24 protein-coding genes and 1 pseudogene are annotated in these 24,654 nt (G+C 43.5%); 20 read left to right on the plus strand and 5 right to left on the minus strand.

Translation table 11 applies throughout. The features are described from left to right. Positions 1–260: 260 nt before the first annotated feature. The 5 genes and pseudogenes from H8Z82_RS12345 to dprA form a co-directional block, all read left to right on the plus strand. Complete coding sequence (locus H8Z82_RS12345; protein WP_019161589.1) at positions 261–560, plus strand: helix-turn-helix domain-containing protein; 300 nt, start codon at positions 261–263, stop codon at positions 558–560. A 114-nt stretch (positions 561–674) separates the two neighbouring features. Then, positions 675–1,232 (plus strand): transposase, encoded by a 558-nt coding sequence (locus tag H8Z82_RS12350; RefSeq protein ID WP_243176469.1) that lies wholly within the window; start codon positions 675–677, stop codon positions 1,230–1,232. Further along, positions 1,217–2,761, plus strand: coding sequence for a YifB family Mg chelatase-like AAA ATPase (locus H8Z82_RS12355; RefSeq protein WP_186995272.1), 1,545 nt, complete (start codon positions 1,217–1,219; stop codon positions 2,759–2,761). The genes H8Z82_RS12350 and H8Z82_RS12355 overlap by 16 nt, the downstream gene beginning before the upstream one ends. Continuing rightward, on the plus strand, positions 2,761–2,997 hold the full coding sequence (locus H8Z82_RS12360; protein ID WP_186995273.1) for a helix-hairpin-helix domain-containing protein: 237 nt from the start codon (positions 2,761–2,763) through the stop codon (positions 2,995–2,997). The genes H8Z82_RS12355 and H8Z82_RS12360 overlap by 1 nt, the downstream gene beginning before the upstream one ends. Positions 2,998–3,012: 15 nt before the next feature. After that, a pseudogene (gene dprA, locus H8Z82_RS12365) lies at positions 3,013–3,510 on the plus strand (DNA-processing protein DprA); the annotation flags it as partial. 72 nt (positions 3,511–3,582) lie between these two features. Here the strand turns inward: dprA and H8Z82_RS12370 are convergent. Then, entirely contained in the window at positions 3,583–4,392 is an 810-nt protein-coding gene (locus tag H8Z82_RS12370) for a PD-(D/E)XK nuclease family transposase (RefSeq protein ID WP_186995275.1), read from the minus strand. Between the two features lie 589 nt (positions 4,393–4,981). On the opposite strand from H8Z82_RS12370, the gene H8Z82_RS12375 reads away from it, so the two are divergent. From H8Z82_RS12375 to H8Z82_RS12400, 6 genes are all read left to right on the plus strand, one after another. Further along, on the plus strand, positions 4,982–6,304 hold the full coding sequence (locus H8Z82_RS12375; protein WP_186995276.1) for an RNA-binding domain-containing protein: 1,323 nt from the start codon (positions 4,982–4,984) through the stop codon (positions 6,302–6,304). A 9-nt stretch (positions 6,305–6,313) separates the two neighbouring features. Beyond that, the gene (locus H8Z82_RS18055; RefSeq protein WP_408610029.1) at positions 6,314–6,730 is read left to right on the plus strand and encodes a nucleoside/nucleotide kinase family protein; all 417 of its coding nucleotides are present in this window, start codon (positions 6,314–6,316) and stop codon (positions 6,728–6,730) included. Between the two features lie 165 nt (positions 6,731–6,895). After that, positions 6,896–7,213, plus strand: a complete 318-nt coding sequence (locus H8Z82_RS12385; RefSeq protein ID WP_019161607.1) for a PadR family transcriptional regulator — start codon at positions 6,896–6,898, stop codon at positions 7,211–7,213. Continuing rightward, on the plus strand, positions 7,210–7,833 hold the full coding sequence (locus tag H8Z82_RS12390; RefSeq protein WP_019161608.1) for a DUF1700 domain-containing protein: 624 nt from the start codon (positions 7,210–7,212) through the stop codon (positions 7,831–7,833). Before H8Z82_RS12385 ends, H8Z82_RS12390 begins: the two co-directional genes overlap by 4 nt. Next, positions 7,830–8,648 (plus strand): DUF4097 family beta strand repeat-containing protein, encoded by an 819-nt coding sequence (locus H8Z82_RS12395; RefSeq protein WP_186995278.1) that lies wholly within the window; start codon positions 7,830–7,832, stop codon positions 8,646–8,648. The genes H8Z82_RS12390 and H8Z82_RS12395 overlap by 4 nt, the downstream gene beginning before the upstream one ends. A gap of 158 nt (positions 8,649–8,806) precedes the next feature. Continuing rightward, positions 8,807–10,147, plus strand: coding sequence for an MATE family efflux transporter (locus H8Z82_RS12400; RefSeq protein ID WP_186995279.1), 1,341 nt, complete (start codon positions 8,807–8,809; stop codon positions 10,145–10,147). A 35-nt stretch (positions 10,148–10,182) separates the two neighbouring features. Here H8Z82_RS12400 and H8Z82_RS12405 read toward each other — a convergent pair whose 3' ends face one another. After that, positions 10,183–11,556, minus strand: coding sequence for an MATE family efflux transporter (locus tag H8Z82_RS12405; protein WP_186995280.1), 1,374 nt, complete (start codon positions 11,554–11,556; stop codon positions 10,183–10,185). Positions 11,557–11,577: 21 nt separating this feature from the next. Next, positions 11,578–12,681 (minus strand): ComEC/Rec2 family competence protein, encoded by a 1,104-nt coding sequence (locus H8Z82_RS12410; RefSeq protein ID WP_186995281.1) that lies wholly within the window; start codon positions 12,679–12,681, stop codon positions 11,578–11,580. 208 nt (positions 12,682–12,889) lie between these two features. Between H8Z82_RS12410 and H8Z82_RS12415 the strand changes: the two genes are divergently transcribed. From H8Z82_RS12415 to H8Z82_RS12435, 5 genes are all read left to right on the plus strand, one after another. Continuing rightward, entirely contained in the window at positions 12,890–13,633 is a 744-nt protein-coding gene (locus tag H8Z82_RS12415) for a CpsB/CapC family capsule biosynthesis tyrosine phosphatase (protein ID WP_019161613.1), read from the plus strand. Positions 13,634–13,639: 6 nt separating this feature from the next. After that, positions 13,640–14,395, plus strand: coding sequence for a YveK family protein (locus tag H8Z82_RS12420; protein WP_019161614.1), 756 nt, complete (start codon positions 13,640–13,642; stop codon positions 14,393–14,395). 3 nt (positions 14,396–14,398) lie between these two features. Then, positions 14,399–15,118, plus strand: coding sequence for a polysaccharide biosynthesis tyrosine autokinase (locus H8Z82_RS12425; protein WP_019161615.1), 720 nt, complete (start codon positions 14,399–14,401; stop codon positions 15,116–15,118). A gap of 12 nt (positions 15,119–15,130) precedes the next feature. Further along, positions 15,131–15,931, plus strand: a complete 801-nt coding sequence (locus H8Z82_RS12430; protein ID WP_186995282.1) for an immunoglobulin-like domain-containing protein — start codon at positions 15,131–15,133, stop codon at positions 15,929–15,931. A 62-nt stretch (positions 15,932–15,993) separates the two neighbouring features. Beyond that, entirely contained in the window at positions 15,994–17,529 is a 1,536-nt protein-coding gene (locus H8Z82_RS12435) for an LCP family protein (protein WP_186995283.1), read from the plus strand. Between the two features lie 5 nt (positions 17,530–17,534). Here H8Z82_RS12435 and H8Z82_RS12440 read toward each other — a convergent pair whose 3' ends face one another. Next, entirely contained in the window at positions 17,535–17,690 is a 156-nt protein-coding gene (locus tag H8Z82_RS12440) for a hypothetical protein (RefSeq protein ID WP_019161618.1), read from the minus strand. A gap of 205 nt (positions 17,691–17,895) precedes the next feature. On the opposite strand from H8Z82_RS12440, the gene H8Z82_RS12445 reads away from it, so the two are divergent. After that, positions 17,896–18,789 (plus strand): S8 family peptidase, encoded by an 894-nt coding sequence (locus tag H8Z82_RS12445; protein WP_186995284.1) that lies wholly within the window; start codon positions 17,896–17,898, stop codon positions 18,787–18,789. A gap of 75 nt (positions 18,790–18,864) precedes the next feature. Next, positions 18,865–20,073: an NADP-dependent isocitrate dehydrogenase gene (locus H8Z82_RS12450; RefSeq protein ID WP_173742842.1), complete on the plus strand. Its 1,209-nt coding sequence runs from the start codon at positions 18,865–18,867 to the stop codon at positions 20,071–20,073. Positions 20,074–20,119: 46 nt separating this feature from the next. On the opposite strand, the gene abc-f is transcribed toward H8Z82_RS12450, so the two are convergent. Further along, positions 20,120–22,030, minus strand: a complete 1,911-nt coding sequence (gene abc-f, locus H8Z82_RS12455) for a ribosomal protection-like ABC-F family protein (protein ID WP_186995285.1) — start codon at positions 22,028–22,030, stop codon at positions 20,120–20,122. A 271-nt stretch (positions 22,031–22,301) separates the two neighbouring features. On the opposite strand from abc-f, the gene H8Z82_RS12460 reads away from it, so the two are divergent. Beyond that, positions 22,302–22,949, plus strand: coding sequence for a redox-sensing transcriptional repressor Rex (locus tag H8Z82_RS12460; protein ID WP_019161622.1), 648 nt, complete (start codon positions 22,302–22,304; stop codon positions 22,947–22,949). 129 nt (positions 22,950–23,078) lie between these two features. Continuing rightward, a complete protein-coding gene (locus H8Z82_RS12465; RefSeq protein ID WP_186995286.1) occupies positions 23,079–24,578 on the plus strand; it encodes an NAD(P)H-hydrate dehydratase in 1,500 nt (499 codons plus the stop codon). Positions 24,579–24,654 lie beyond the last annotated feature (76 nt).

Raw genomic sequence — 24,654 nt, forward strand, 5'->3', positions numbered from 1 at the left:
GCTTAATCTATAAACCACATATTTAGGGGGATATGTCAAGATATTTATATAAAAAAATCCAGAATATAAGCCCAGAATGCTGAAAATTCAACCATTCTGGGCTTAAGTTGACCACATTGGGGTCAGACCCCATGAAGTACCTATAAAATAATTAAACAAGCTCTAAAAGTTCTGTAAAGAAAGTATAAATATCTTGCGGAGACATATCATCCGTGATATAATTTGCTTAAAAATTATGTTGAGTAAAGGATGAGAAGCATATGCAGGAAAATATGAAAGAGTATTTTTCAGAAAAGGAAGCCCGTGAAAGGCGTCTGGCGATTTATACAGAAAAGATACAGGAAACCGTGTTAAATAAATCGGCAGAAACGATCCGAAGCCTGGTAGATGAAAGACATAACCAGAAGATGACGCAGCAGGAGATTTCAGATATTACCGGGATCAAGCCGTCAAATCTGGCCCGCTTCGAGAGCGGAGGCAGAGTACCCACCTTGATAGTATTAGAGAAATATGCCAATGCTCTTGGAAAACACATCGAAATAAAAATCTGTGATGACTGACAGATTTTTATTAAAAAAATCATGCATGATAATATAAAACATAACAACATTAAAGGAGGAATAACTATTGCAAGAAAATTAAGAGTCTGGTTTCCGGGCGCAATCTACCATATTATGCACAGGGGAGTAAGAAGAAAACCAATATTTGAAGATGAGATGGATCATCAGGTACTGCTGCAGATAATAAAGACGTCATTGAGTAAATATAACTGCTGGCTGCATGCGTATTGTCTGATGACAAATCATGTCCATCTGCTGCTTGAAACAGGCAATATAGAAATCGGGAAGTTTATGAAATATATGTCAGAGTGTTATGCCATTTATTATAACCATAAGTATGGTTACAGAGGGCATGTTTTTGAGAGCCGGTATAAATCCTGTCTTGTAAAAGAAGATGCCTATTTTCTCCAGACAAGCCGTTACATACATTTGAATCCGGTAAAAGCACAGATGGCAGATTATCCGGAAGATTATTTATGGAGCAGCTATCGGACGATGATAGGGATTGCGGATGATGGAATCACAGAGAAAAAGAAAACACTGGCGTACTTTCCGAAAAACAGTATTTATCAATACAGGGAGTTTGTGGAAGATATAGGACACAAATATATAGTGCAGGAACAGCACATCAGAAAGATGATAGGGGAAGATGAATTATGGCTACTGTGGTAAGAAGTTTTGCAATTCAGGGGATTGATGGGTATCCTGTGGATATAGAAGTAAAGATGCTGGAGGGACAGCCCGTGATATCGATCATTGGGCTTGGGGATCAGGCTGTAAAAGAAGCGGCGGAGAGGATCCAGGCAGCGATTGATGAGAGTGGTTATGTTTTTCCTAAAAAGCGTGTGATCATCAGTCTTGCACCCAGTGATAAAAAGAAAAGCGGTTCTCATTTTGATCTTGCAATGGCGGTTGGAGTGCTTTGCCAGAATGGAGATATAGGGGTGAAGAACCTGAAGGAATATGGCTTTATCGGAGAACTGTCATTAGATGGAAGGTTAAGAGCCTGCAGAGGGATTCTGCCGATGATCATTGCCGGCCAGAAGAAAGGAATAAAGAAGATTATCGTACCGGAGGCTAATCTCAAAGAAGCAGGATTGGTGCATGGAGTAGAAATTCTGGGATTTCATGATCTGACAGGCGTGATCCGTTGTCTTGAAGGAAAAACATCAGGGGGAGAAATCCATGTGGGTAAAAAAGAAAACGGTCCGGAAGAATCAGGGACAGCTCTGGATTTTAAAGATGTGAAAGGACAGGATGAGCTGATAGAAGCGGCTGTTCTGGCTGCGGCAGGAGGCCATAATATGCTGATGGTCGGGGAACCTGGATGTGGAAAGACCATAATCGCGCAGAGGATTCCAACGATCCTCCCGGAAATGACAGAGGAAGAATGTCTGGAAGTAACAAAAATATACAGTATTTCCGGCCTGCTTCCCAATGGACACGCTCTGATGAAATACAGACCGTTCCGTGCCCCGCATCATAATGCATCATTGAATGCTCTGATCGGCGGCGGCGCCTATGCAATGCCGGGGGAAGTATCACTGGCACATAATGGGGTACTGTTCCTGGATGAACTTGCTGAATTTTCAAGGCGGACCCTTGATGCATTACGCCAGCCGATAGAAGATAAGAAAGTATCTATTTCAAGAGTGAACGGTACTCATACGTTTCCTTCCAATTTTATGTTTATTACAGCTATGAATCCCTGTCCATGCGGTTATTATCCAGGTGCAAAATGTAAGTGTACGGATTATGAGATCATTAAATACAGGGGGAAGATTTCTGGTCCTATCATGGACCGGATAGATATACAGAAAGAAGTCCATTCTGTAGATTCTTTTGCAATAGCAGACCAGAAATCAGGGGCTTCTTCAGAAGAATTGCGTGTAAAGGTAGAAAAAGCCCGAAAGATACAGCAGGAGAGATATGCGCAGGAAAAAGGGATCAATTGTAATGCACAGATGACAACGGAACTCATACAGAGATATTGCATCCTTGATGCGGATTCTTTGGGACTTTTACGGGAAACCAGTGAAAAGTATGGATATAGTGCCCGTGTGATCCACAAACTTTTAAGACTTGCCAGGACCAGTGCGGATCTGGACGGAGAAGAAAAAATTCATCAAAAAGATATAGAAAAAGTTCTGACATGCCGGGAACTGGACAAAAGCAATAGTAAAATGGTGGTGGTTAAATAATGATATACTGGATATGGCTTACGCAGATACCATTTATCGGGCCTGTTACAGCCAGATACTTGATAAAAGAACTGGGAGATGCGGAAAAAATTTATCAGGCTGACTATAAAACCCTAAGCAAAATGTCAGGACTGGCTGCAAGACAAAAAGAAAGTATCATCAGGAATCATTCATTGGAAAAAGCGGAAAGGATTCTGGATGATTGCCAAAATAAAAATATCTCCATCTTATGCTAGAATGACGAGTGTTATCCCTTGCGTGCCAGAGAACCTGCTGACGCGCCACCTATGTTATACTATAAAGGAAACATCAAGAAAATGGATCAGACAGTTGGAATAGTAGGAGCAAGAAGATGCAGCCAGGAAGCAAAACAGAAAACGGTATTTCTGGCATCGGAATATGCAAAGACCCAGATTGCAGTTGTCAGCGGAATGGCCAAAGGAATCGACAGCTATGCACATACTGCATGTCTCAACGTCGGTGGATATACAATAGCGATATTAGGAAATGGTCTGGATATCTGCTATCCAAGTGAACATCACAAATTGATGAAATGTATAGAGGAAAAAGGTTTGCTCCTGTCAGAATATCCACCCGGAACTCCACCATCCAGATACACCTTTCCCAGAAGAAACCGCCTGATCAGCAGCTGGTCTGATCAATTAATCATAATCCAGGCCGGGAAAGGCAGCGGAGCATTGATAACGGCGGAGTATAGCAGAAAATATGGGAGGGAAGTGGAAATATAGAAAAACTATGGTAACAATAAATGACTCCCACATGACATGTATATTAAATGCGTTTCATGGGGAGTCATTTTTTTATGCAGTTTTCTGTACAGCCAGAGCCTTGATTTCTTCTAAGGTCAGGTCTGTAAAAACGGCAATATCTTCGTAAGTGAGTTTACCGGAAGCCAGCATACGCTTAGCAATTTCTACGGCTTTTTCATGAGAACTTTCTTTTCGCATATTTTCCATTTCTCTGCACATAGTCAAAACTCCTTCCTCATCTTCTTTGAAATAACGTACCCTGTCAGCAAGTATTTTATAATACATATCTTTCGGATCGGTACAGGAAAAATCGTGCATTAATTTTCCGAGTTCTGTTTCGTCTTTGATTTGGGAATTTACATAAATAATATGAGCTTCATCGCCGAATGGTTCACCGGTTTCCTGGACGATGCGGTCAATGTGATAGATTGGAAGCCCGGATTTTAATACATCATTTTCAGTAATAAAAATCACATAGGTTTCAGTGAGGGCATCATATTTATCACCGGCTTCAGTTATATTGGCATCTATAAGACTGCTGTTATATCTTGCACGTTTTGCACCAGCACCACGATCACTTCTTTGGATTTCTATATTATAAGTGCGTTTATTAGTATCGACAGCTAATATATCCAAGCGAACAGAACGTCCCTGTAAATTTTTTATATCATATTGTCCCTGCACAGATTGTACTTTAAGGTCATGCCTTTGTAAAATGATTTGAAGTAGAAATTCAGCACATGCCGTATCTTCAAAAACTTTACTCATAAAATCATCATCTAAAAGACGGAAACCTCTAAGGCGTTGCAGATCTTCTTTATGTTTTTGTTCAAAATCTAGTGTTTCTTCTGTATTATTCATCGTGAAAACACCACCTGCTTTCCTTTAGAATGGGATATAGTAAACATGAATTTCTGTATCATTATTTTAACATGGTAGATAGTAATCCTCAATACCCGAATTTTGAAATGCCAAATACCGATGAAAAATAACAGTCTATAAATCCTTTTCTTTTTCAAGCTCTTGTTCTTTCTCACGATTCTTCCCAAGAATCATATCAATATTAGCAGACACAGTTGTTATACTATAAAGGAAACATCAAGAAAATGGATCAGACAGTAGGGAATGACCAAAGGAATCGACAGCTATGCACATACTGCATGTCTCAACGCCGGTGGCTATACAATAAGACTGCTGTTATATCTTGCACGTTTTGCACCAGTATGTGGAAGATAAGCTTATTCTTTTGTCTCTCTCCCATAAATTGTGTCTTGTGGAGGAGAATGCATATTTTTCCAACAACACTGTATTTCGTTACCGGGAATTTGTGGAAGACATTGGGCATCTGTTATATCTTGAGTAATCGACAAATAATTTGCTTCTACACCTATTGATTTTTCTTTCTTTCTCTTCTATAATGAAAAAGAAAGAAACAAGAAAGGAGCAGAAGATGTTAGCATTCGAGAATCAGAATATCGAATTTAAGCAGGAGTATGTCACTGATATTCGAAAAGAGGTCATGGGATTTGCAAATGCAGAAGGTGGTACGGTTTATGTTGGCGTCCGAAAAGATGGAGCAGTTTTGGGTATTAATGATCCGGATGGTGTGATGCTCCAAATTGTGAATTCTTTAAAGGATTCATTAGCACCGGATATAATGCCGTTTGTTAGAGTCAACACGGTTGAAATAGAAGAAAAGCAAGTTATCGAAATTGATGTAACAACAGGAACGAACAGACCATACTACCTCCGTGAAAAAGGTTTGAAGCCAAGTGGTGTGTATGTAAGAAAAGGAAGTTCTACACAGCCAATGACGGAAGAGGGAATCCGGGAGATGATTTTTCAAAATAGTGGTAGATCTTTTGAACAGTGTAGAAGTATGAATCAGGAATTAACTTTCCATACTCTCCGGACGGAAATGCAAAGAAGGTCGATTGAAATCGGACCATCGCAAATGCGGACTCTTAAGCTGATTGGTGAAGATGGCTTGTATACAAATTTAGCCTTTCTGCTGTCAGATCAGTGTGAAACAACTACAAAGGTTGCTCTTTTTCAAGGAACGGACAAGGAACTATTCCGAGATAGAAAGGAATTTAAGGGATCTATTTTGAAACAGCTTGAAGATGTTTATCAATTTATTGATTTGATCAATAAAACGAAAGCAACATTTTCGGGGTTGGATCGAACTGATAGAAGAGATTATCCAGAAGAAGCAGTAAGAGAGTCTTTACTGAACAGTATTGTTCATCGTGATTACTCTTTCAGCGGAAGCAATCTGGTCAATGTCTATGAGGACAGGATTGAATTTGTTTCTCTTGGAGGTCTTGTATCTGGTCTGGAATTGAAATCCATTTTCCTTGGTGTTTCACAATCAAGAAATCCAAATCTTGCGGCTGTTTTCTACCGTATGAGATTGATTGAGAGTTATGGTACAGGAATCGGAAAAATTGAACGTGCGTATAAAGCCTTTCCATTCCGGCCTGAGTTTGAAACGGCAAAAGGCGTTTTCCGTGTGACACTTCCCAATAGGAATGAGGAGAAAGAAAGCGAAGGACAAGTGCTGGAAAATACAGGGGGAGATATTTCTCTGAATGAGCAGAAACAGCTCATTGTTCAATACGCGCAGGAAAATGGAAGTGTTACAAGAAAAGAAGTAGAGGATTTGATTGGCGCAGGAACAACGAAAGCATTCCGTTTACTTAAAGAGCTTTGTGAAGCTGGTAAACTTGAGCAAAAAGGAAGAGGGAAATTGAGTGCTTATCTTATCAAATAGAATAGTACAATTGGAGAATTGCTTGCAAGGAGATTGGGATATCGCTTTTTTGATCTGGATGAAGAAGTAAAAAGAGAATTTCATACTACTTTGGAAGAATTTGTGCATACGGAAAATTTGCGTTGGAGAGATCAAAAGAGAGGCAGAATAATAAAAAAGATTCTATCTGCAGAAAATGATATGTCAGGTTCCCTAATCGAGAGATTAGAGGACCTGGCTTTTTTGTTGCCAGGAATTGGGAAGAAGCTGACAGTGATAAGAGTGCTATCATGGAAGGCAATTTGTTTCCGGAAGCTTTTTCTTTTAGTGTTCGGAGTGCTGTATCATACAGGGAAAGTTCTGCCCGGTGTTCTTCATAAAATTTATCCTTGTTGCGGCTCTTGCGATAATCTGCATACACATTTTTATATGTCAGATAGTTTCTGATATCCCCAGGGATGTCATATACTCCAAGAGATATCATAACGATTGAGCTCCGAAAAATATATATAAAAATTTTATATATGTATTGACATTGTGGTAGCAACGAAGTATAGTATATGTAAAAATTATATATATAAATATTTTATATATATACCAGGAGGTGATTTAATGTATTTTCCGGTATCAGCATTATTGATTGAATACATGATACTGTCAGTGGTAGAAAGCAAAGATTCTTATGGCTATGAGATCAGTCAGACAGTGAAGAAGGCTGCTGACATTAAAGAATCTACGCTCTATCCCATATTGAAGAAGTTACAAAATGCTGGATATCTGACTACCTATTCGCAGGAGTATCAGGGAAGAAAGAGAAAATACTATTCCCTTACAGAAGAAGGCAAGGCACAGATTGCATATCTAAGCAATGAATGGCAAATCTACAAAGACACTGTAGATGGGATTATTGAAGGGAGGATAAGAGGTTGAGCAGAGAGGAATATTTAAACCAGCTGCATAAATATCTGCGGAAGCTTCCGAGACAGGACTATGAAGATGCAATGGAATATTTTACCGAGTATTTTCAGGAGACAGATGAGGAAGGAGCAGAAGAACTGATGAAAGAACTTGGTACGCCGAAGGAGGCTGCCAGAGAACTGATGGCGAATCTTCTGAATAAGAAAATAGAAGATCATCAGAATTATGAAACAGATGGACAGACCAGAGCAGAACAGAAAGGTTCCGGAAAACATGTGGTATGGATTGCGTTACTGGTATTATTTGCAGCACCGGTAGGAGTCCCGCTTCTGGCAGCATTTGCTGCAGTCGTTCTTGCATTAGTTGTGTGTGTATTTGCAATTTTGTTATGTGTAGTTTTATTTACGGCATGTCTGATGATTATTGGCGGGAAAATCCTTGTCCGCGGTATACTGGCAGTTCCGTTTTCTATGAGCGGTTTTGCAATGCTTACAGGAAGTGGGCTGTTGGCTGTGGGCGCTGGCATCCTTGGTGTACTGTTGTGCGTATATCTATGTAAATGGAGCAGCATGCTGATTGCGAAGCTGGTACGCCGGATCACGGGCAGAAAGAGAGAGAGGTTAGAACGATGAAAAGATGGGCAAAGGCATGGCTTGCAGCAGGAGTCGGATGCTGTGTATGTGGTGTAGCTTTGACGGGCATCGGTGTTGCGAGCGGTGGAAGTAAATATGTGAAATCAGCAGATTTAAACAAAATGGATGGAGCTGCAAAAAAAAGCGATAATGAGATGGTTCTTGAGAAAACAAAGCTTGATGATTTTGACTCAGCAGACATCTCCATGACAGATATGAATCTGCAAGTAGTCAGTTCAGATGATCAGTACTGTTATATTTCTTATCGGGCATCCGATCAGAAAAAGGATCCGATCAGTTATCAGGTAAAGAATGGTGAATTAAGGATTCAGGAAAATAGCAATGATGGGAAGACTTATTATCATGTTGATATTGGATTTTTGTCGGGTCTTTTGGGTGAAGGAACACTTACTACAGATGAAAATGTGGTAACACTTTACGTGCCGGAAGGTCAGAAATGGAAGCTTGCAGATATTAAATCGGATATGAGCAATATATTGCTGAATGGATGCGAAATCGAAAATGGAGCTGTTCAGACGGATTCAGGAGATGTATTTTTTAAAAATTGTGATTTCAATAATCTGAAAGTGAAAACGGATATGGGTGATCTTTGTTTTATTGGTAAAGAAGACGTGATGCGCACATGGAACATACAGGTGAATACTGATATGGGAGATATCAATGTAGATGATGCGCTGACCGGTAAGATGGTGGAAGACCAGGATGACTGTGATATTTCTTACACACAGAAAGGAACGGGCGGAAATCTGGTGATCCAGACCAATAGTGGAGAGGTAAGGTTAAAGTGTAGATAACGAAAGATTATCAAATCGGTATTGTAGGGGAACCATTCAACTACAGATTAGGGATAAAAGAGAAAAAGACTCTTGCATTTTCCTGGCATATCGTGTATAACAATACAGAAATTACCTTCAATATGGTATCGGATTAAATTGTGGGAGGATGCAATAGGATGCAGACAGATATGACAACAGGAAAGCCGATGAAGATGGTGCTTGATTTTACGATTCCTGTTTTTCTTGGAAATGTGTTTCAACAGCTGTACAGTATGGCAGATGCTGTGATCGTGGGAAAGTTTGTAGGTACAGGAGGTCTTGCGGCAGTTGGGGCGACAGGTACGATTAATTTCCTTATTATTGGATGTCTGCTGGGTCTTACTACAGGCTTTACAGTTTTGACATCTCAGAAGTTTGGCGCCGGTCGTATGAGTGAGATGCGCAAGACTGTGGGAAATGCAGCAATTCTTTCAGCGGTAATCGCAGTGATCATGACTGCAGTGAGCATGCTGGGGATGCACAGGCTGCTTATATTTATGAATACTCCGGAGGATATTTTTGACGGAGCCTATGGATATATTATGATTATCTGCGGAGGAATTTTTACCCAGGTGCTGTATAATCTGGTATCCAGTATCCTCAGGGCATTGGGCAACAGCAAGACACCGTTGTATTTTCTGATCCTTGCAGCCGGACTGAATATTGTTCTTGATCTGGTATTTATTATTGTATTTCATTTCGGGGCACCGGGAGCTGCCTGGGCCACTGTGATTTCCCAGGGAGTGTCAGGCCTTCTCTGCCTGATCTATATTCGGAAACGTGTTCCGGAGCTTCGGATGGACAGGGAGGACTGGAGATTTGACCCGAATATTGCAAAAAAACAGATCAGTGTTGGGATTCCAATGGGACTGCAGTATTCTATCACCGCGATTGGAACTATGATGGTACAGAGTTCGCTGAATATTTTGGGTTCAAGTGCAGTAGCTGCCTTCACTGCGGGATCCAAGATTGAGAATATTTTTACACAGGCCTTTGTGGCTCTGGGCACTACAATGTCTACCTATAATGCACAGAATATTGGTGCCCGCCAGCTGGACCGCGTGCGCAGGGGATTCCGTGCGGCAGATGTGATCGGCTGTATCTATGCAGTAGCAGTGGGCTTTATCCTGTTCTATGCAGGGAAGTACTTCTCATATCTGTTTATCTCAGATAATGCGGATGTGGTGATCCCAATGGTGGATGTTTACCTGCAGTGTGTAGGGATGTTTATGATTCCACTTTATGTGGTTAACTGCTACCGCAATGGATTCCAGGGGATGGGCTATGGACTTCTGCCTATGCTTTCCGGTGTGGCGGAGCTGTTTGGCAGAGGAGTGATGGCTATTGTGGCTGCCCATAAACATAGCTACAGGATGGCTTGTATGGCCAGTCCCTTTGCCTGGATCGTGGCGACAGCACTTTTGATCCTGCTTTATTTTTATGTAATGAAAGATATGAAGAAGAAATTATGTCTGTAATGTTATTTCTTGACTTTGGCCAAGCGGATATTCGGTTACATATCTTTCACCGGCATCCGGCAGCGCTTATTCAGATGACGGTTGATCAGGAGCAGGAATACGACTGTTGAGAGGGCGGAGGAGATTCCGTCAGCAACAGGTTCTGCGAAAAAAGCCGCTTTTGCACCGAAGAAAGAGGACAGGACAGCTGCGCTGATCACAAAAAGAGATTTTCTGGTAACGGAGAGCGCAAGTCCTGTCTTTGGACATTCCAGGGCAGTCAGCCCGTCTACAAAGACATACTGGAAGCTCAGCGGAATGATCATCAGTGTATAGGTACGGATGGCCCAGACAGAGAATCTGATATACTGTGGATCAGTGGTAAACAGAAGAACAAAGTACCGGGGAATGAACCGGGAGAGAAGGAACATGATGGTGGTAAAGATAAGCATTACTCCCAGAATGTTCCTTTCTGCGTCTTTGACCCTGTTTACGCATCTGGCACCGTAATTGTAGCTCAGGATTGCCTGTGTACCTCCGCTGATCCCGATCATAGGTGAGGTGATCAGAAGCAGATAGCTTTGAGCAATGGTGGCACAGGTGATCAGCATATCGCCCTGGGAAGCACCGCCATATTTCTGGAGCACTGTATTCATAAAGATCAGAATCAGGCTGTCTGTGGCCAGGATCAGAAAAGGAGAAAATCCCAGGGAAAGGATTTTTTTTATAACTTTTAAGCTGTACTGCCCGAAAGTGATCTTTACAGGAACCTTTTTTCCAAACAGAAAGGTCATTGCGAAGATGCAAGAGAGTATCTGCGAAATAACAGTTGCAATGGCAGCACCGGAAATTCCCATATGAAAACCAAAGATAAAAATCGGGTCTAACAGGATGTTACATCCTGCGCCGATCAGTACGGTAAACATTCCCACAAGGGGGAATCCCTGACAGTTGATAAAATAATTGAGTCCTGTAGCCATCAGTGCGAAAAAGGTACCTATTGTATAAATGGTCAGATAGGTATTGGCAAATGGAAAGGTAGCCGTACTTGCACCAAACCACATAAGCAGCTTATTTTTTAGCAGAAGAAAGCAGACAGTCAGCAGAACAGAAAAAATACTGAGCATCAGAAAAGAATTTGCCAGTACCTGTTCTGCTTTTTTGTGATTCTTTTCGCCCATTCGGATTCCCATGGTAATGGAACCTCCGATTCCTACCAGGGTGCCAAAAGAAGTGAGAAGTGTAACGATAGGACCGCATACGCCTGCGCCTGCGAGGGCAAGTGCACCGTTTTCGGAAATGTGTCCGATATACATCCTGTCAATAATACTGTACAGGACATTTACAAATTGCGCGGTCATAGAAGGGATGGCAAGCTGGAGCACCAGAGAACGTATCGGTGCTTTGCCAAGATTTGCTGTTGTGTTCATTTTTTTCCTCATGTCTAAATATTACCAGCATTTTTTGCAGGCCTGATAGCCTCTGGCTTCTGCGTCAGATTTGGAAATCTGCCGGGCATTATCCGGATTCATTCTTCCACAGTTGGGAATACTGTGATACTTCTCGCCGGTTGCAGGTATCCATACCATTGTGCCGATGTCAGTTTCTGTATTTTCGGTCTGTGCAGGAGCCGGATCGGATACGGTTGTTTCGTTTTGTCCTGAGGATACCGCAGAGGAACCGCCTGCGGAATAATCGTTGCAGGGATCCTGATTCCAGTTTATGCCGGTTCCGTCAGATACTGCAATGATGGTGCCCTGTTTATCTGTACGGAATACAGGGATTCCCATATCGGACAGACGTCCCATGGTATCAGCGGACGGGTGATGATACTGGTTATCGATCCCACAGCTGATCACTGCGTAGGAGGGTGAGGTTGCTGCAAGGAAATCCCAGGTTGTGGAGCTTGCGGATCCGTGATGGCCTACAGACAGCACATCGCAGTCGAGGTTCATGCCCGTGCTGATCATATCCTGTTCACTGGTTTCCTCGGCATCGCCTGTAAAAATAAAGCTGTTGGAGCCATTTTCAAGCTTGATCACAAGGGAGTTGTCATTACTGTTCTGGCTGATGCCGTCCGGAGCCAGTACAGTGAAGCTTCCGGTACCGAAATCAAAGGTCGCACCTACAGAAGGATACTGTACGATGATGGCATTTGCGGTGGCAGTATTCATGAAATTGTTGAACAAATTGGACGTATGTACATAATCCGGGCCGAAAATATTGCTTACAGAGAAATCATCTATGCAGGGAACAAGTCCACCGATATGATCCTCGTCATAGTGGGAGGCAATCATATAGTCAATGGTTTCTACATTTTGCTGCTGCAGATAAGAGATGAGCAGATCAGCATGGCTTGGGTCTCCTCCGTCATAGAGAAGATTCTGGCCTCCTGACTGCACCAGAATGGCATTTCCCTGCCCGATATCAATAAAATGGACTGCCATGTCTCCGTTTGCATCCGCATATACTGTCAGTGCCGACTGGGGGGCCAGGGTGAACAGCAGCAGAAACAGAGATAATAATAGGGAAAGTAATTTGTTTTGCTTTTTCATAAGTGCCTCCTGTATAGCCTGTTTGTTTCCAGGCTTTTTTTCTTTTGCATTCTATGTATGATTATAGCAAATGAAACTGACAAATTCTATTATAAACTACGCTTTTTTTCATATTCTGTAAAGCAAGTATATTGACATTTTATTGGAGAAATGGTTTAATGAAAAAGATGGTATGCTATTTTTACCATGCGAAGGAGGATTGATAAATATGTCCAGAACAGGTATCTATGACATTCACTGTCATATTGTACCGGGAGTGGATGACGGTGCCTCGGATTATGAGGATACGAAGAAGCTTTTGCGTATGGAATATGATCAGGGTGTAAGGAACATTATTGCCACCCCTCATTTCAGATTTCGTATGTTTGAGACTCCTCTGTCCAGAGTGCAGGAGCAGTTTTTGCTTGTACAGAAGGCAGCAGCGGAGATCGGTGATGATCTTCAGGTATATCTTGGCTGTGAGTTCCATGCCAATATGGAGATGTACCGTATGCTGAGAGAGGGAGAGGTCAGCACTATGGCAGGTTCCAGGTATGTGTTGGCGGAGTTTTCGGAGAGCTCAGAGGGCTCTTACATAAGGGAAAGGCTGAACAAGCTGATTTCCAGTGGCTATAAGCCCATTGCAGCCCATATAGAAAGGTATGAGGCCACAAGGTCAGACCTGGGCTTCGTGGAGGAACTTGTGGATATGGGAGTATCCATGCAGATCAATGCAGACAGTATTGTAGGTAAGGAAGGCTTTTCCACCAAACGATATTGCAGGAAGCTGATGAAATATGATCTGGTGAAGTTTGTAGGCTCGGACTGTCACAATACCAGAAGCCGTATTTCCAGGATGGGCGAGGCCTATGATTATGTTGCGAAAAAAATGGGAGAAGCTTATGCAGACCATTTATTTATAGAAAATCCCCGGAAAATTCTGGAGGATGCGAAAAGAAGGAAGGAAAGATAAAGCCAAATGGAACAACACAATGTACAGAACAACGATGAAGTGGAAATTGATTTACTGGAAGTATTCTATGTATTGCTGGATAAGATCTGGGCCATCATACTGTCCGGTGTGCTTGCTGCACTGGTGGTAGTGGCAGCGACAATTCTGTTTGTCACTCCACAGTATGAATCTACTACCAAGATGTATGTGCTCAGCAAGCAGGACAGCAATACTCTGACCAGCCAGGATATGCAGACCAGTTTGTCCCTGACCAAGGACTATGCAGAGCTGATCAAGAGCCGTACGGTTACGGAGGGAGTTATTACCCAGCTGAATCTGGATATGACTCATGAGGAGCTTCTCAAGAAGATGACAGTGGATTCTGCCACAGATACCCGTATCCTGTCAATTTCTGTGAGAGATGCAGATCCTTATGTGGCCTGTGAGATTGCCAATGCTATCCGTGATGTGGCTGCCAACCATATCAAGAATGTTATGGATATCGATGCGGTAAATGTGGTTGAGACTGCCAATATTCCGGAGCAGAAGGTAAGCCCCAGCATTTCCAAGAATGGTGTGATCGGCGGACTTGTAGGTGTGCTTATTGCAGCAGCAGTGATCCTGATTTCTTATCTGTCTAATGATACCATCAAGACACAGGAGGATGTAGAGCGTTACCTGAAGCTGAGTACACTGGGTACGATCCCTATGTCTGAAGAGGACCGTAAGAATAAGAAGAAAAAGAAACAGAAAAAGCAAAAAAGGGGAAGAGGGAGAAGATAAGTCATGAAAGAAGTTAATATATATCGTCCAATGTTGGATTATAGTGCCAATGAGTCCTATAAATCCTTACGAACCAATCTCCTTTTCTGTGGAGAAGAGAAAAAGGTAATTGCCATTACCAGCTGTACTCCAAATGAAGGTAAGAGTACTGTATCACTGAATCTTGCTTTATCTCTGGCAGATTCCGGAAAGAAAGTTCTGCTCATCGATGCGGACCTTCGTAAATCTGTACTTCTGGGAAGAACAGAGGTTGATCAGGAGATCAAGGGTCTTTCCCACCTCCTTTCTCATCAGGAGACCATTGAGAACGTGATTTATGCAACCAATATCCCAAGATTTAATATTATTTATGCAGGAACGGTACCGCCAAACCCTGCAGAGCTTCTTGGTGCAGAATACTTCAAGCGTGTGCTTGCAGCTGTAAAGAAGGTTTATGATTACATAATCATCGATACTCCTCCTCTTGGAAGTGTCATTGACAGTGCGGTTATTGCAGATGAATGTGACGGATCCATCATTGTCATGGAGTCCGGAGCTATCAGTTATCGTTTTGCCCAGGAGGTTAAGGAGCAGCTGGAGAAATGTGACTGCCCGATCCTTGGTGTGATCCTGAATAAAGTAGATATGAGCAAGCAGGGCTACTATGGTAAATATTATGGTAAGCACTATGGAAAATACTACGGAAAGTATTATGGCAAAGACAATGACAGTAAAAACCAGTAAGGAGCAATGATTATGGCAAAAAAATGGATTGCAGTGATGCTGGTTGTCTGCATAGGGCTGGCTGGCGGAGTCGTATATCTGAGAACAGAGTCCGATCATAAAGGGCCTGAGATTGTCTGCTCAGATCAGGCGGTGACAGAATATGACCCTTCTATGAGTGATGCAGACCTGACCCAGGGTATTACTGCCAGTGATGATGTGGACGGAGATGTGACAGATACTCTGACTGTGGAATCTGTGTATGAGGTGGATGATTCCCACGTGGTTGTCACCTATGTGGCAAAGGATAAATCTAATAATATTACCAAGTTTAAGAGAAATTTAGAGGCTGATCCCGAGAAAATGCGGGACAGTGGGGTAGTGAAGAGAGGAACAAAGTCTGATTCTGAGATGGAAACGGATGCAGAGCCTACCCAGGTTCCGGTGGAGGATGTGGAAACAGGAGATTCTGAGTTTGGCAGTACAGATCTGTCTTTAACACCAACCCCTGAATTAACTCCTGCCTCAGATGATCCTGCTGCTCTGGCAGAACAGGAGCAGGAGGCAAAGGCGGATGCTATGCCATCTACCAGCCCGAAAATTTATCTTACAGATTATTATGTGACTACTTCTGTGGGGAGCTCTGTGGATCTGCTTTCATATGTGAAGGATATCCAGGATGATACAGATGAGACCTCTGAACTGTGGAAGAGAATCCAGATCACAGGACAGGTGAATACTGCGGTAGCAGGTACCTATACCTGTAACTATTATGTGGTTGACACAGCCGGCAATATGTCCAATAGTGCTGAGTTGACAGTGGTTGTAGAATAGCTTAGAAAGTGATTGGGCTGCCTGTCTTTACAGGCAGCTTTCAGTCGTAGAGAGGATATAAGATGAAGGTTAAATCAAAAAAACAGGATCGGATTCCCGGAATTGTCATTTCCCTGATCTTATTTGTTGTTGAGTGCGCTTTTTTAGTGCTGCTCCTTTATACGAAGCTTATTTCCATGAAATATATCGGCATAATAGCTGCCGGGCTTCTTTTACTTCTGGTGATCGTATATTTTCTGGTGAGAAAAGTACGAAAACCGGTTCCCTTTTGTATCGGTATAGTGCTGACTCTTTTGATCACAGTAGTGCTGGGACTGGCCAGTCTGTATATATACAAGACAGTATCTACCCTGGACAGTATTACCGGAGTAAATCAGGAGTATACAGAGATCAATGTGTATGTAAAGCAGGATGATAAAGCCCAGAAGCTGGCAGATGCATCCGGTTACACCTTTGGTATTCTGGGAGAACTGGACCGTACTAACACAGATGCAGCTCTGAAGCAGGTGTATAATGAGCTGGGAACTGATGTACAGACCGCCGAATATGCAGGCCTGGGAGAGTTGGCAGATGCTTTGAATCATGGAACCTGCGGTGCCATCCTGCTGAATAAGGCTTACCTGGATGTGATCGCAGAGATGGATCAGTACGGATCTTTTCCATCCCAGATCCGAGAGATTGCTTCCCTGAAGGTTGCTACAGTGGTTGAGAGAAATACTCCTGCAGCCCAGCAGCCATCCTCTGCTGATAAGGAGCAGACCTCTTCAGATACTTCTGCAAAGGATGACGCGGTTACAGATGAGGTATATACTATTTTTGTCAGCGGTATTGATACCAGAGGCGGAATGACTGCCTCCAGCCGCAGCGATGTGAATATTATCCTTACCCTTAATGCTACTACAAAGCAGATCCTTATGGTCTCCACACCCAGAGATTATTTTGTGCCCCTGTCTATTTCCAACGGTGTGCCGGATAAGCTGACCCATGCAGGTATCTATGGTGTAAATGTATGTATGGATACCCTGGATATGCTTTATGATATCGATATCAATTACTATTTCAGACTGAACTTTGCAGGATTTGAGCAGATTATTGATGCCCTTGGCGGAGTTACTGTTAATTCTGATTATGATTTTGATTCCGGTAATACTACGGGATATCACTTTAATCAGGGTGAAAACCACCTGAACGGCGAACAGGCTCTTGTCTTTGCCAGAGAACGTTATGCTTTTAAAGAGGGAGACCGTCAGCGAGGACGCAATCAGATGGCTGTGATCCAGGGTGTAGTCGATAAGGCAACCCAGCCTGCGTTCCTGAAGAATTACCTTTCTGTTCTGGACAGCCTGGATGGTGCTTTTGAAACCAATGTTCCCTATGATGTGATGGCCTCTCTGGTGCGCAAACAGCTGGACGAGGGCGGAAGTTGGCAGGTATTGTCTTATAGCGTAGATGGTACAGGGGATACCCAGAAGCCTTATTCCATGAGCTCTAAGGCATATGTTATGATTCCGGATCAGAACACAGTGGATAAGGCTAAGGTGCTGATGAAGAAGGTGCGGGAAGGCTTCCGGTTATCTGAGGCAGATGTGGCCAGATAGGATGACTACCGCAGCGGGTGCTTTTTCTTCCATTCACGGATGAATTCCAGCTGTTCCTGGTCGGAGATTTCCTGGGAAGCAGCGTCGTTTCCGGCTGCTACACAGCAGAGCAGGATAAAGAGCTGAAACAACAGAAAGATAAGTATCAACAGTAAGATCATAGAATATTCCTCCCCTTGGATGACATATTTGACGGATTGCTGTGAGATATATCACTTTTTAAGTATTGGTCTATCATCCGGGATTTATACATTTTATGAAAAATCGGCAGAAATATGTGTTCAAAGCATATATGAAGTTGCATTTAAAAATCCTCCGAATAAAGTAGAGTAAGCAATATCTTCTGCTTTTTCGGAGGATTTTTATATGGAAAATTTTGACATAGATCAGTTAGGTGATACAGGCTATACCGGAAAAAATGTCTGCGTGTGTGTGCTGGATACCGGCATTTATCCTCATATAGATTTCAGAGACCGGATTATCGGGTTTCAGGACTTTGTGGGAAAGCATATGTTACCTTATGATGACAATTCCCATGGAACCCATGTAAGCGGCATTATCGGCGGAGACGGAAGCGCTTCAGGAGGAAGGATCAGGGGAATCGCCCCGGAGTGCAATCTGGTTGCCCTGAAGATACTTGACAGATATGGAAATGGAAAAAAGAGGGATGTACTGCAGGCTTTTGACTGGGTTCTGAAAAATAAAGATGTTTACCGGATTCAGGTAGTAAATATTTCCATAGGGACAACCTGCAGGGGAAAACAGGATCACAGACAGCTGATCGAAGGGGTGGAAAGACTGTGGGATGCAGGGCTGGTAGTAGTGGCTGCTGCAGGAAATCAGGGTCCCCGGTCAGGAAGCGTTACGGCTCCGGGCAGCAGCCGTAAGATCATTACTGTGGGGTCAAGCGACCTGCTGACAGGCAGAACGGCTATTTCCGGGCGGGGACCGACTTCGGAGTGCATCTGCAAGCCGGATCTGGTAGCTCCGGGCAATCGCATTCTGTCCTGTGCTCCGGGAACAGATTTTGCCTATGGGGTAAAAAGCGGAACCTCTATGTCCACACCGTTAGTCAGTGGCGCGGTAGCCCTTCTTCTGCAAAAATATCCTACCCTTACCAATGTGGAAATTAAAAGATGCCTGAAGGAATCGGCCAGAGACCTGGGGCTGCCCAGGAATCTGCAGGGTTCAGGAGAACTGAATATGAAACAGGCATTGACGAACGAATCTATTTCCGCTAAAATGATACGTAAATTGTAATGCTTCAGTGTAGTGACGCTGAACAGTTACAGCAAATGCTAAAGGGATGAAACCCATACAAAGAGGAGGATCTTTATGAAAAAAATTCAGATGCAGACACCGCTTGTAGAGATGGACGGAGATGAGATGACCCGAATCCTCTGGAAGATGATCAAGGATGAGCTTCTTCTTCCTTTTATTGATCTGAACACAGAGTACTACGATCTTGGCCTGGAATACAGAAATGAAACAGATGATCAGGTAACTGTAGATGCAGCAGAAGCTACAAAGAAATATGGCGTTGCTGTAAAATGTGCAACTATCACTCCCAATAAAGCCAGAATGGAAGAATACACACTGAAAAAAATGTATAAAAGTCCTAACGGTACCATCCGTGCCATTCTGGACGGAACCGTGTTCCGTGCCCCTATTGTAGTGAAAGGGATCGAGCCATGCGTAAAGAACTGGAAGAAACCCATTACCATTGCCCGTCATGCTTATGGAGATGTATATAAGAATACAGAAATGTATATTGACGGACCGGGAGATGCCTATCTGCTGTTTAAGGGTGAGAACGGTGAGGAGAAAAAGGAACTGATCCATCATTATGAGGGTGCAGGTGTTCTTCAGGGAATGCATAACCTGGATGCGTCCATCACAAGTTTTGCAAAGTGTTGCTTTAATTATGCACTGGATACAAAGCAGAGTCTGTGGTTTGGAGGCAAGGATACAATCTCCAAGATTTATGACGGACGCTTTAAGGAGATTTTTGCAGAAGTTTATGAGCAGGAATTCAAAGAGAAATTTGAGGCTGCCGGAATTGAATATTTCTACAGCCTGATCGATGATATCGTTGCCCGTGTTATGAAGGCAGAAGGGGGATTTATCTGGGCCTGCAAGAACTATGACGGAGATGTTATGAGTGATATGGTTTCCTCTGCTTTTGGTTCTCTGGCAATGATGACTTCTGTGTTGGTATCTCCGGACGGATATTATGAATATGAGGCTGCACACGGTACTGTGCAGAGACATTATTATCGTCACCTGAAAGGGGAAGAGACTTCCACCAATTCCGTTGCTACTATTTTTGCATGGACAGGTGCTCTCAGAAAGAGGGGAGAGCTGGACGGCAATCAAGAACTGATGGAATTTGCAGATAAGTTGGAAAAAGCCACTCTGGGAACCATCGAGGATGGCAGAATGACCAAGGATCTGGCTCTGATCACAACCTTAAAGGATGTAGAAGTATTAAACAGTGAGCAGTTTATTAAAGCAATCCGTGAAAAGCTTACATCCCTGATGTAAGAGGTAATCTGATATAAGATACAAAATAAAAAGGGAAGGGCCTGCATTATGCAAGCTCTTCCCATTTTTCATATAAGCCCTCCAGTTCTTCTGTGATGGCTGTCTTTTCTTTGCTTAATCTGGCACATTCTGCCACATTGGTGCATATCTCCGGGAGAACCATGGTTTCATCGATTTCCTTATCTCTGGTTTCCAGTTCTTCGATCCGGGCTTCCACCTTCTTTAATTCGTTTTCGCGTTTTCTCTGCCGCGCCTGCTCTTCCTTCTGCTGCTGCCAGGAAAGCTTGTTGTCTGAGGCTTGTTTGACCTCTGCTTCAGCCTGGGCTGCGGCCGGAGCATATTTTTCTGTAAGTTCTTCCCGCTTTTCCAGATAATAATCATAATCACCAATGTAGTTTACAATGGCCTGGTTGGTCAGATCCAGGATCCTGGTAGCTGTCTGGTTAATAAAATATCGGTCATGGGAGACATAGAGTACAGTACCGGTATAGCTGTTTAAAGCTTCCTCCAGGATTTCCTTGGAGGCAATGTCCAGATGGTTGGTAGGCTCATCCAGGATCAGGAAGTTGGCCTCTGACAGCATAAGCTTTGCCAGGGAGACACGGCCTCTCTCACCACCGGAAAGGGTGGAGATCAGCTTGAATACGTCATCCCCTGTGAAGAGAAAGGCTGCCAGCATATTTCGGATCTCTGTCTCTGTAAGCGTTGGATAAGTGTCTGAAATTTCCTGGAAAATAGTTTTTTCCATGTGGAGTACATGGTGCTCCTGATCATAATATCCGATCTGTACCTTGGAGCCGAGAGCAAAGCGTCCGCTGTCAGCATCTACCAGACCGTTAAGGATTTTCAGCATGGTAGTTTTGCCGGTACCGTTATTGCCGATGAGAGCTACCCGTTCCCCGCGCTTAATGTCAAAAGAAATATTGGAAAACAAAGTCTGTCCGGGAAAAGCTTTGGATAAATCCTCCACAGTGAGTACATCATTTCCACTGATGTATCTGGGCTCCAGGGAAATCCGCATCTGATTTTGGATCTCCAGCGGCTTTTCAATCCGCTGCACCTTATCCAGCATTTTTTCGCGGCTTTCGGCACGTTTGATAGATTTCTCGCGGTTAAAAGATTTCAGCTTGGCAATGACCGCCTCCTGATGCTTAATATCCCGCTGTTGATTTAAGTAAGCTTTATACTGGGCATCCCTGAGCTGGGCTTTTTTCAGAGCGTAGGCAGAGTAATTGCCGCTGTACATCCGCATATTGCCGGCTTCAATTTCTACTACCTTAGTGACAACCTTATCCAGGAAATAACGGTCGTGGGATACAATGAAAACAGCTCCCGGATAATTCAGCAGATAGGTTTCCAGCCAGGAAATGCTTTCCATATCCAGGTGGTTGGTGGGCTCATCCAGCAGGAGAATGTCAGGATTGGAGAGCAGAAGCTTGCCTAGGGCAACCCGGGTTTTCTGACCGCCGGAAAGAGTTTCAATCTGTTTTTCGAAGTCCTCCTCTGTAAAGCCAAGTCCCTTTAATACACCCATGATCTCACTTTTATATGCATAACCATTTTCAAGCTCAAACTGATGGCTCAGTCTGGTATAGGTGTTCATCAGGCTGTCCAGGGCTTCCCCTGCAGCAGTTTTCATTTCATGCTCCATGGAGCGGAGACGGTTTTCCATATCAATGATGTGCTGCTTAGTAGAAATCAGCTCCTCATAGATGGTGTGGTGCCCATGGATATCCTGGTACTGGGCCAGGTAACCGATACTTTTATCTTTGGCAAGAATAACATTTCCGGAATCCGGGGACAGTTCGTGGATGATAATACGCAGCAGGGTGGTTTTGCCTGCACCGTTGTTGCCGATCAGGGCTGCCTTTTCCCTGTCCTCTATATGGAAGCTGGCATCCTGAAGGATTACCTTCTCGCCAAAGGATTTGCAGATATTCTGACATGATAGGATCATACAAATTCCTCCGAAATTTATATTATTGCAGCAGCCTGCGAATATCCGCTTTCACTGCTGAAATGTACACATACAGAATTTATTATAACTGAACCGGACTGTTTTTGAAAGAAAAAAAGTGTTTTTATTTATGATTTGGATGAAATTTTGCACATTCTATCAGATAGTCTAAATTTAATGAAAAAAATTTGTAAATAAAGTACAAATTTAATTTGACAATAAAATAACATCTGGTTATAATTGACCTAGGATGTATAAGGAGGGAATATTTGTGGAACCTAAGGAAATTTCAAAAGCGGTGATCAAACGTTTGCCTCGATATTACCGTTATCTGGGAGAATTGATGGAGGAGAATGTAGAACGGATCTCGTCCAACGATCTCAGCAAGAAAATGCACGTGACTGCTTCACAGATCCGTCAGGACCTGAATAATTTCGGTGGATTCGGACAGCAGGGGTATGGATATAATGTACGTTATTTATATACTGAAATCGGTAAGATTCTGGGACTTGACACAGTACACCCGATGATTATTCTGGGTGCCGGTAATCTGGGACAGGCTTTGGCCAATTATGTAGATTTTGAGAAGCGCGGTTTTCGGCTGGTTGGTATTTTTGATGTAAACCCTGTGCTGGAGGGGATTGCAGTGAGAGGAATTGAGATACAGATGCTTAGTGACCTTCCACTTTTTCTCAAAGAGAATAATGTGGAGATCGCGATTCTGACCTTACCTAAGGCAAAGGCCAAGGAAATGGCGAAGATTCTCATAGAAAACGGGATCAAGGCAATCTGGAACTTTGCACATATTGATCTGGATGCACCGGAGGATGTTATGGTGGAAAATGTACATCTGTCAGAGAGTCTGATGACCCTTTCCTATAATCTGAGTGAATATCGTAAGGAACATGAGAACCAGTAATAATAGTACGTATGTAGTTGCCGGCAACAGAGCGGACGGTGACGATTTGAATGGCTGTGGTCGTTAGATCATAGCTTTTCTTTTTGAAAAAATAGGTGTATACTGTTTCCAATGACAGGAGGTGGCTGAATGAAACCTGTGGTAACAGCCGGTGAAATGAAAGAGCTGGACCGGAACACAATAGAATCTGCCGTGGTTCCGGGTATGGTACTTATGGAAAGAGCTGCACTGAAAACAGTGGAGGCTATGGAAAAATATCTGTGTAACAAGGATCGTGTACTGGTGGTGTGCGGAAATGGCAATAATGGCGGTGACGGGATGGCCATTGCCAGACTTCTCCATCTGAAGGGGATCAAAGTCGGGATTTATCTGGCCGGCCAGGAAGAGAAGCTGACAGATCAGGCCAGACAGCAGCTACAGATTGCCAAATATTATCAGGTACCTTTGGAGCATAACCTGCAGCCGGATGAATATACTATTATAGTAGATGCCCTTTTTGGGGTTGGTCTGTCCAGACCTGTAGAGGGCAGATATGCAGAAATCATCCACATGCTGAACCAGTCCGGGGCTTTCCGGGTGGCTGTTGATATTCCTTCCGGCATCAACGGAGATACAGGCCAGGAGATGGGGATTGGATTTCAGGCAGATCTTACAGTGACCTTTGCTTTTTGCAAAAGAGGGTTGTGCTTTTATCCGGGAAGAATGTATGCAGGAGAGCTGATCGTTGCAGATATAGGCATTTATGCGGATCAGGACAGAGAGCCTTCTATGGCATATCTGGAGAAAGGGGATCTGTCAATGCTGCCCTCCAGAATTCCCTGGGGAAACAAAGGGACTTTCGGAAAAGTGCTTCTGGTAGCCGGTTCCCGTGGAATGTGCGGGGCTTCCTGCCTGAGCAGCGCTGCGGCGCTCAGAGCTTCGGCAGGTATGGTGAAGGTTCAGACTGTAGAGGAGAACAGGATTCCTCTTCAGACACAGCTTCCGGAGGTTATGGTTACCTGCGAGTTTAATGAGAAAAGCAATCAGGAAATGCTGGACTGGTGTGATGTGCTTGTGATCGGCCCGGGGCTGGGAATGTCAGGAGAAAGCAGAGAGAGGGTGCAGTGGTTCCTGTCTCATGCTGCCTGGTGTGGCAAGCCTGTGATCCTGGATGCAGATGGACTGAATCTGCTGGCAATGCATGAAGAATGGAAGAAATATCTGGGCGGACAGGTGATCCTCACTCCCCATCTGGGAGAGATGAGCCGTCTGACCGGGAAAAGCATTGGCGAGATCAGGGAGAACCTAGCAGAGACTGCTTCTCTGTATGCAGAAGAAACTCATACCGTATGTGTCCTGAAGGATGCCTGTACAGTAGTGGCTTCTGAGAAAGGAAAAAAATATCTGAACATGAGTGGTAATGCTGGCATGGCTACTGCAGGCAGCGGAGATGTATTAAGCGGTGTACTGGCAGGAGTTTTATGTATGTTTCTGGCAGCAGAAAAAAAGCCTGCTTATGGTCAGATGGCAGCTCTGGGAGTACTGATCCATGGACTGGCAGGAGATATGGCAGCTGAGAATGTGGGAGAAAGAGGCATGACTGCCAGAGATATCATCCGGTTTCTGCCTGAAGTGCTGAAGATGCAGTAAGAGATCTTGAGTGTCCGGAATTCCTTTGGTGGAATGTGGGACAGATAAAGAATACAAAAAAGAGGAAGAGATTATT

Source organism: Blautia difficilis (assembly GCF_014297245.1).
GTDB classification, from domain to species: Bacteria; Bacillota; Clostridia; order Lachnospirales; family Lachnospiraceae; genus Blautia_A; species Blautia_A difficilis.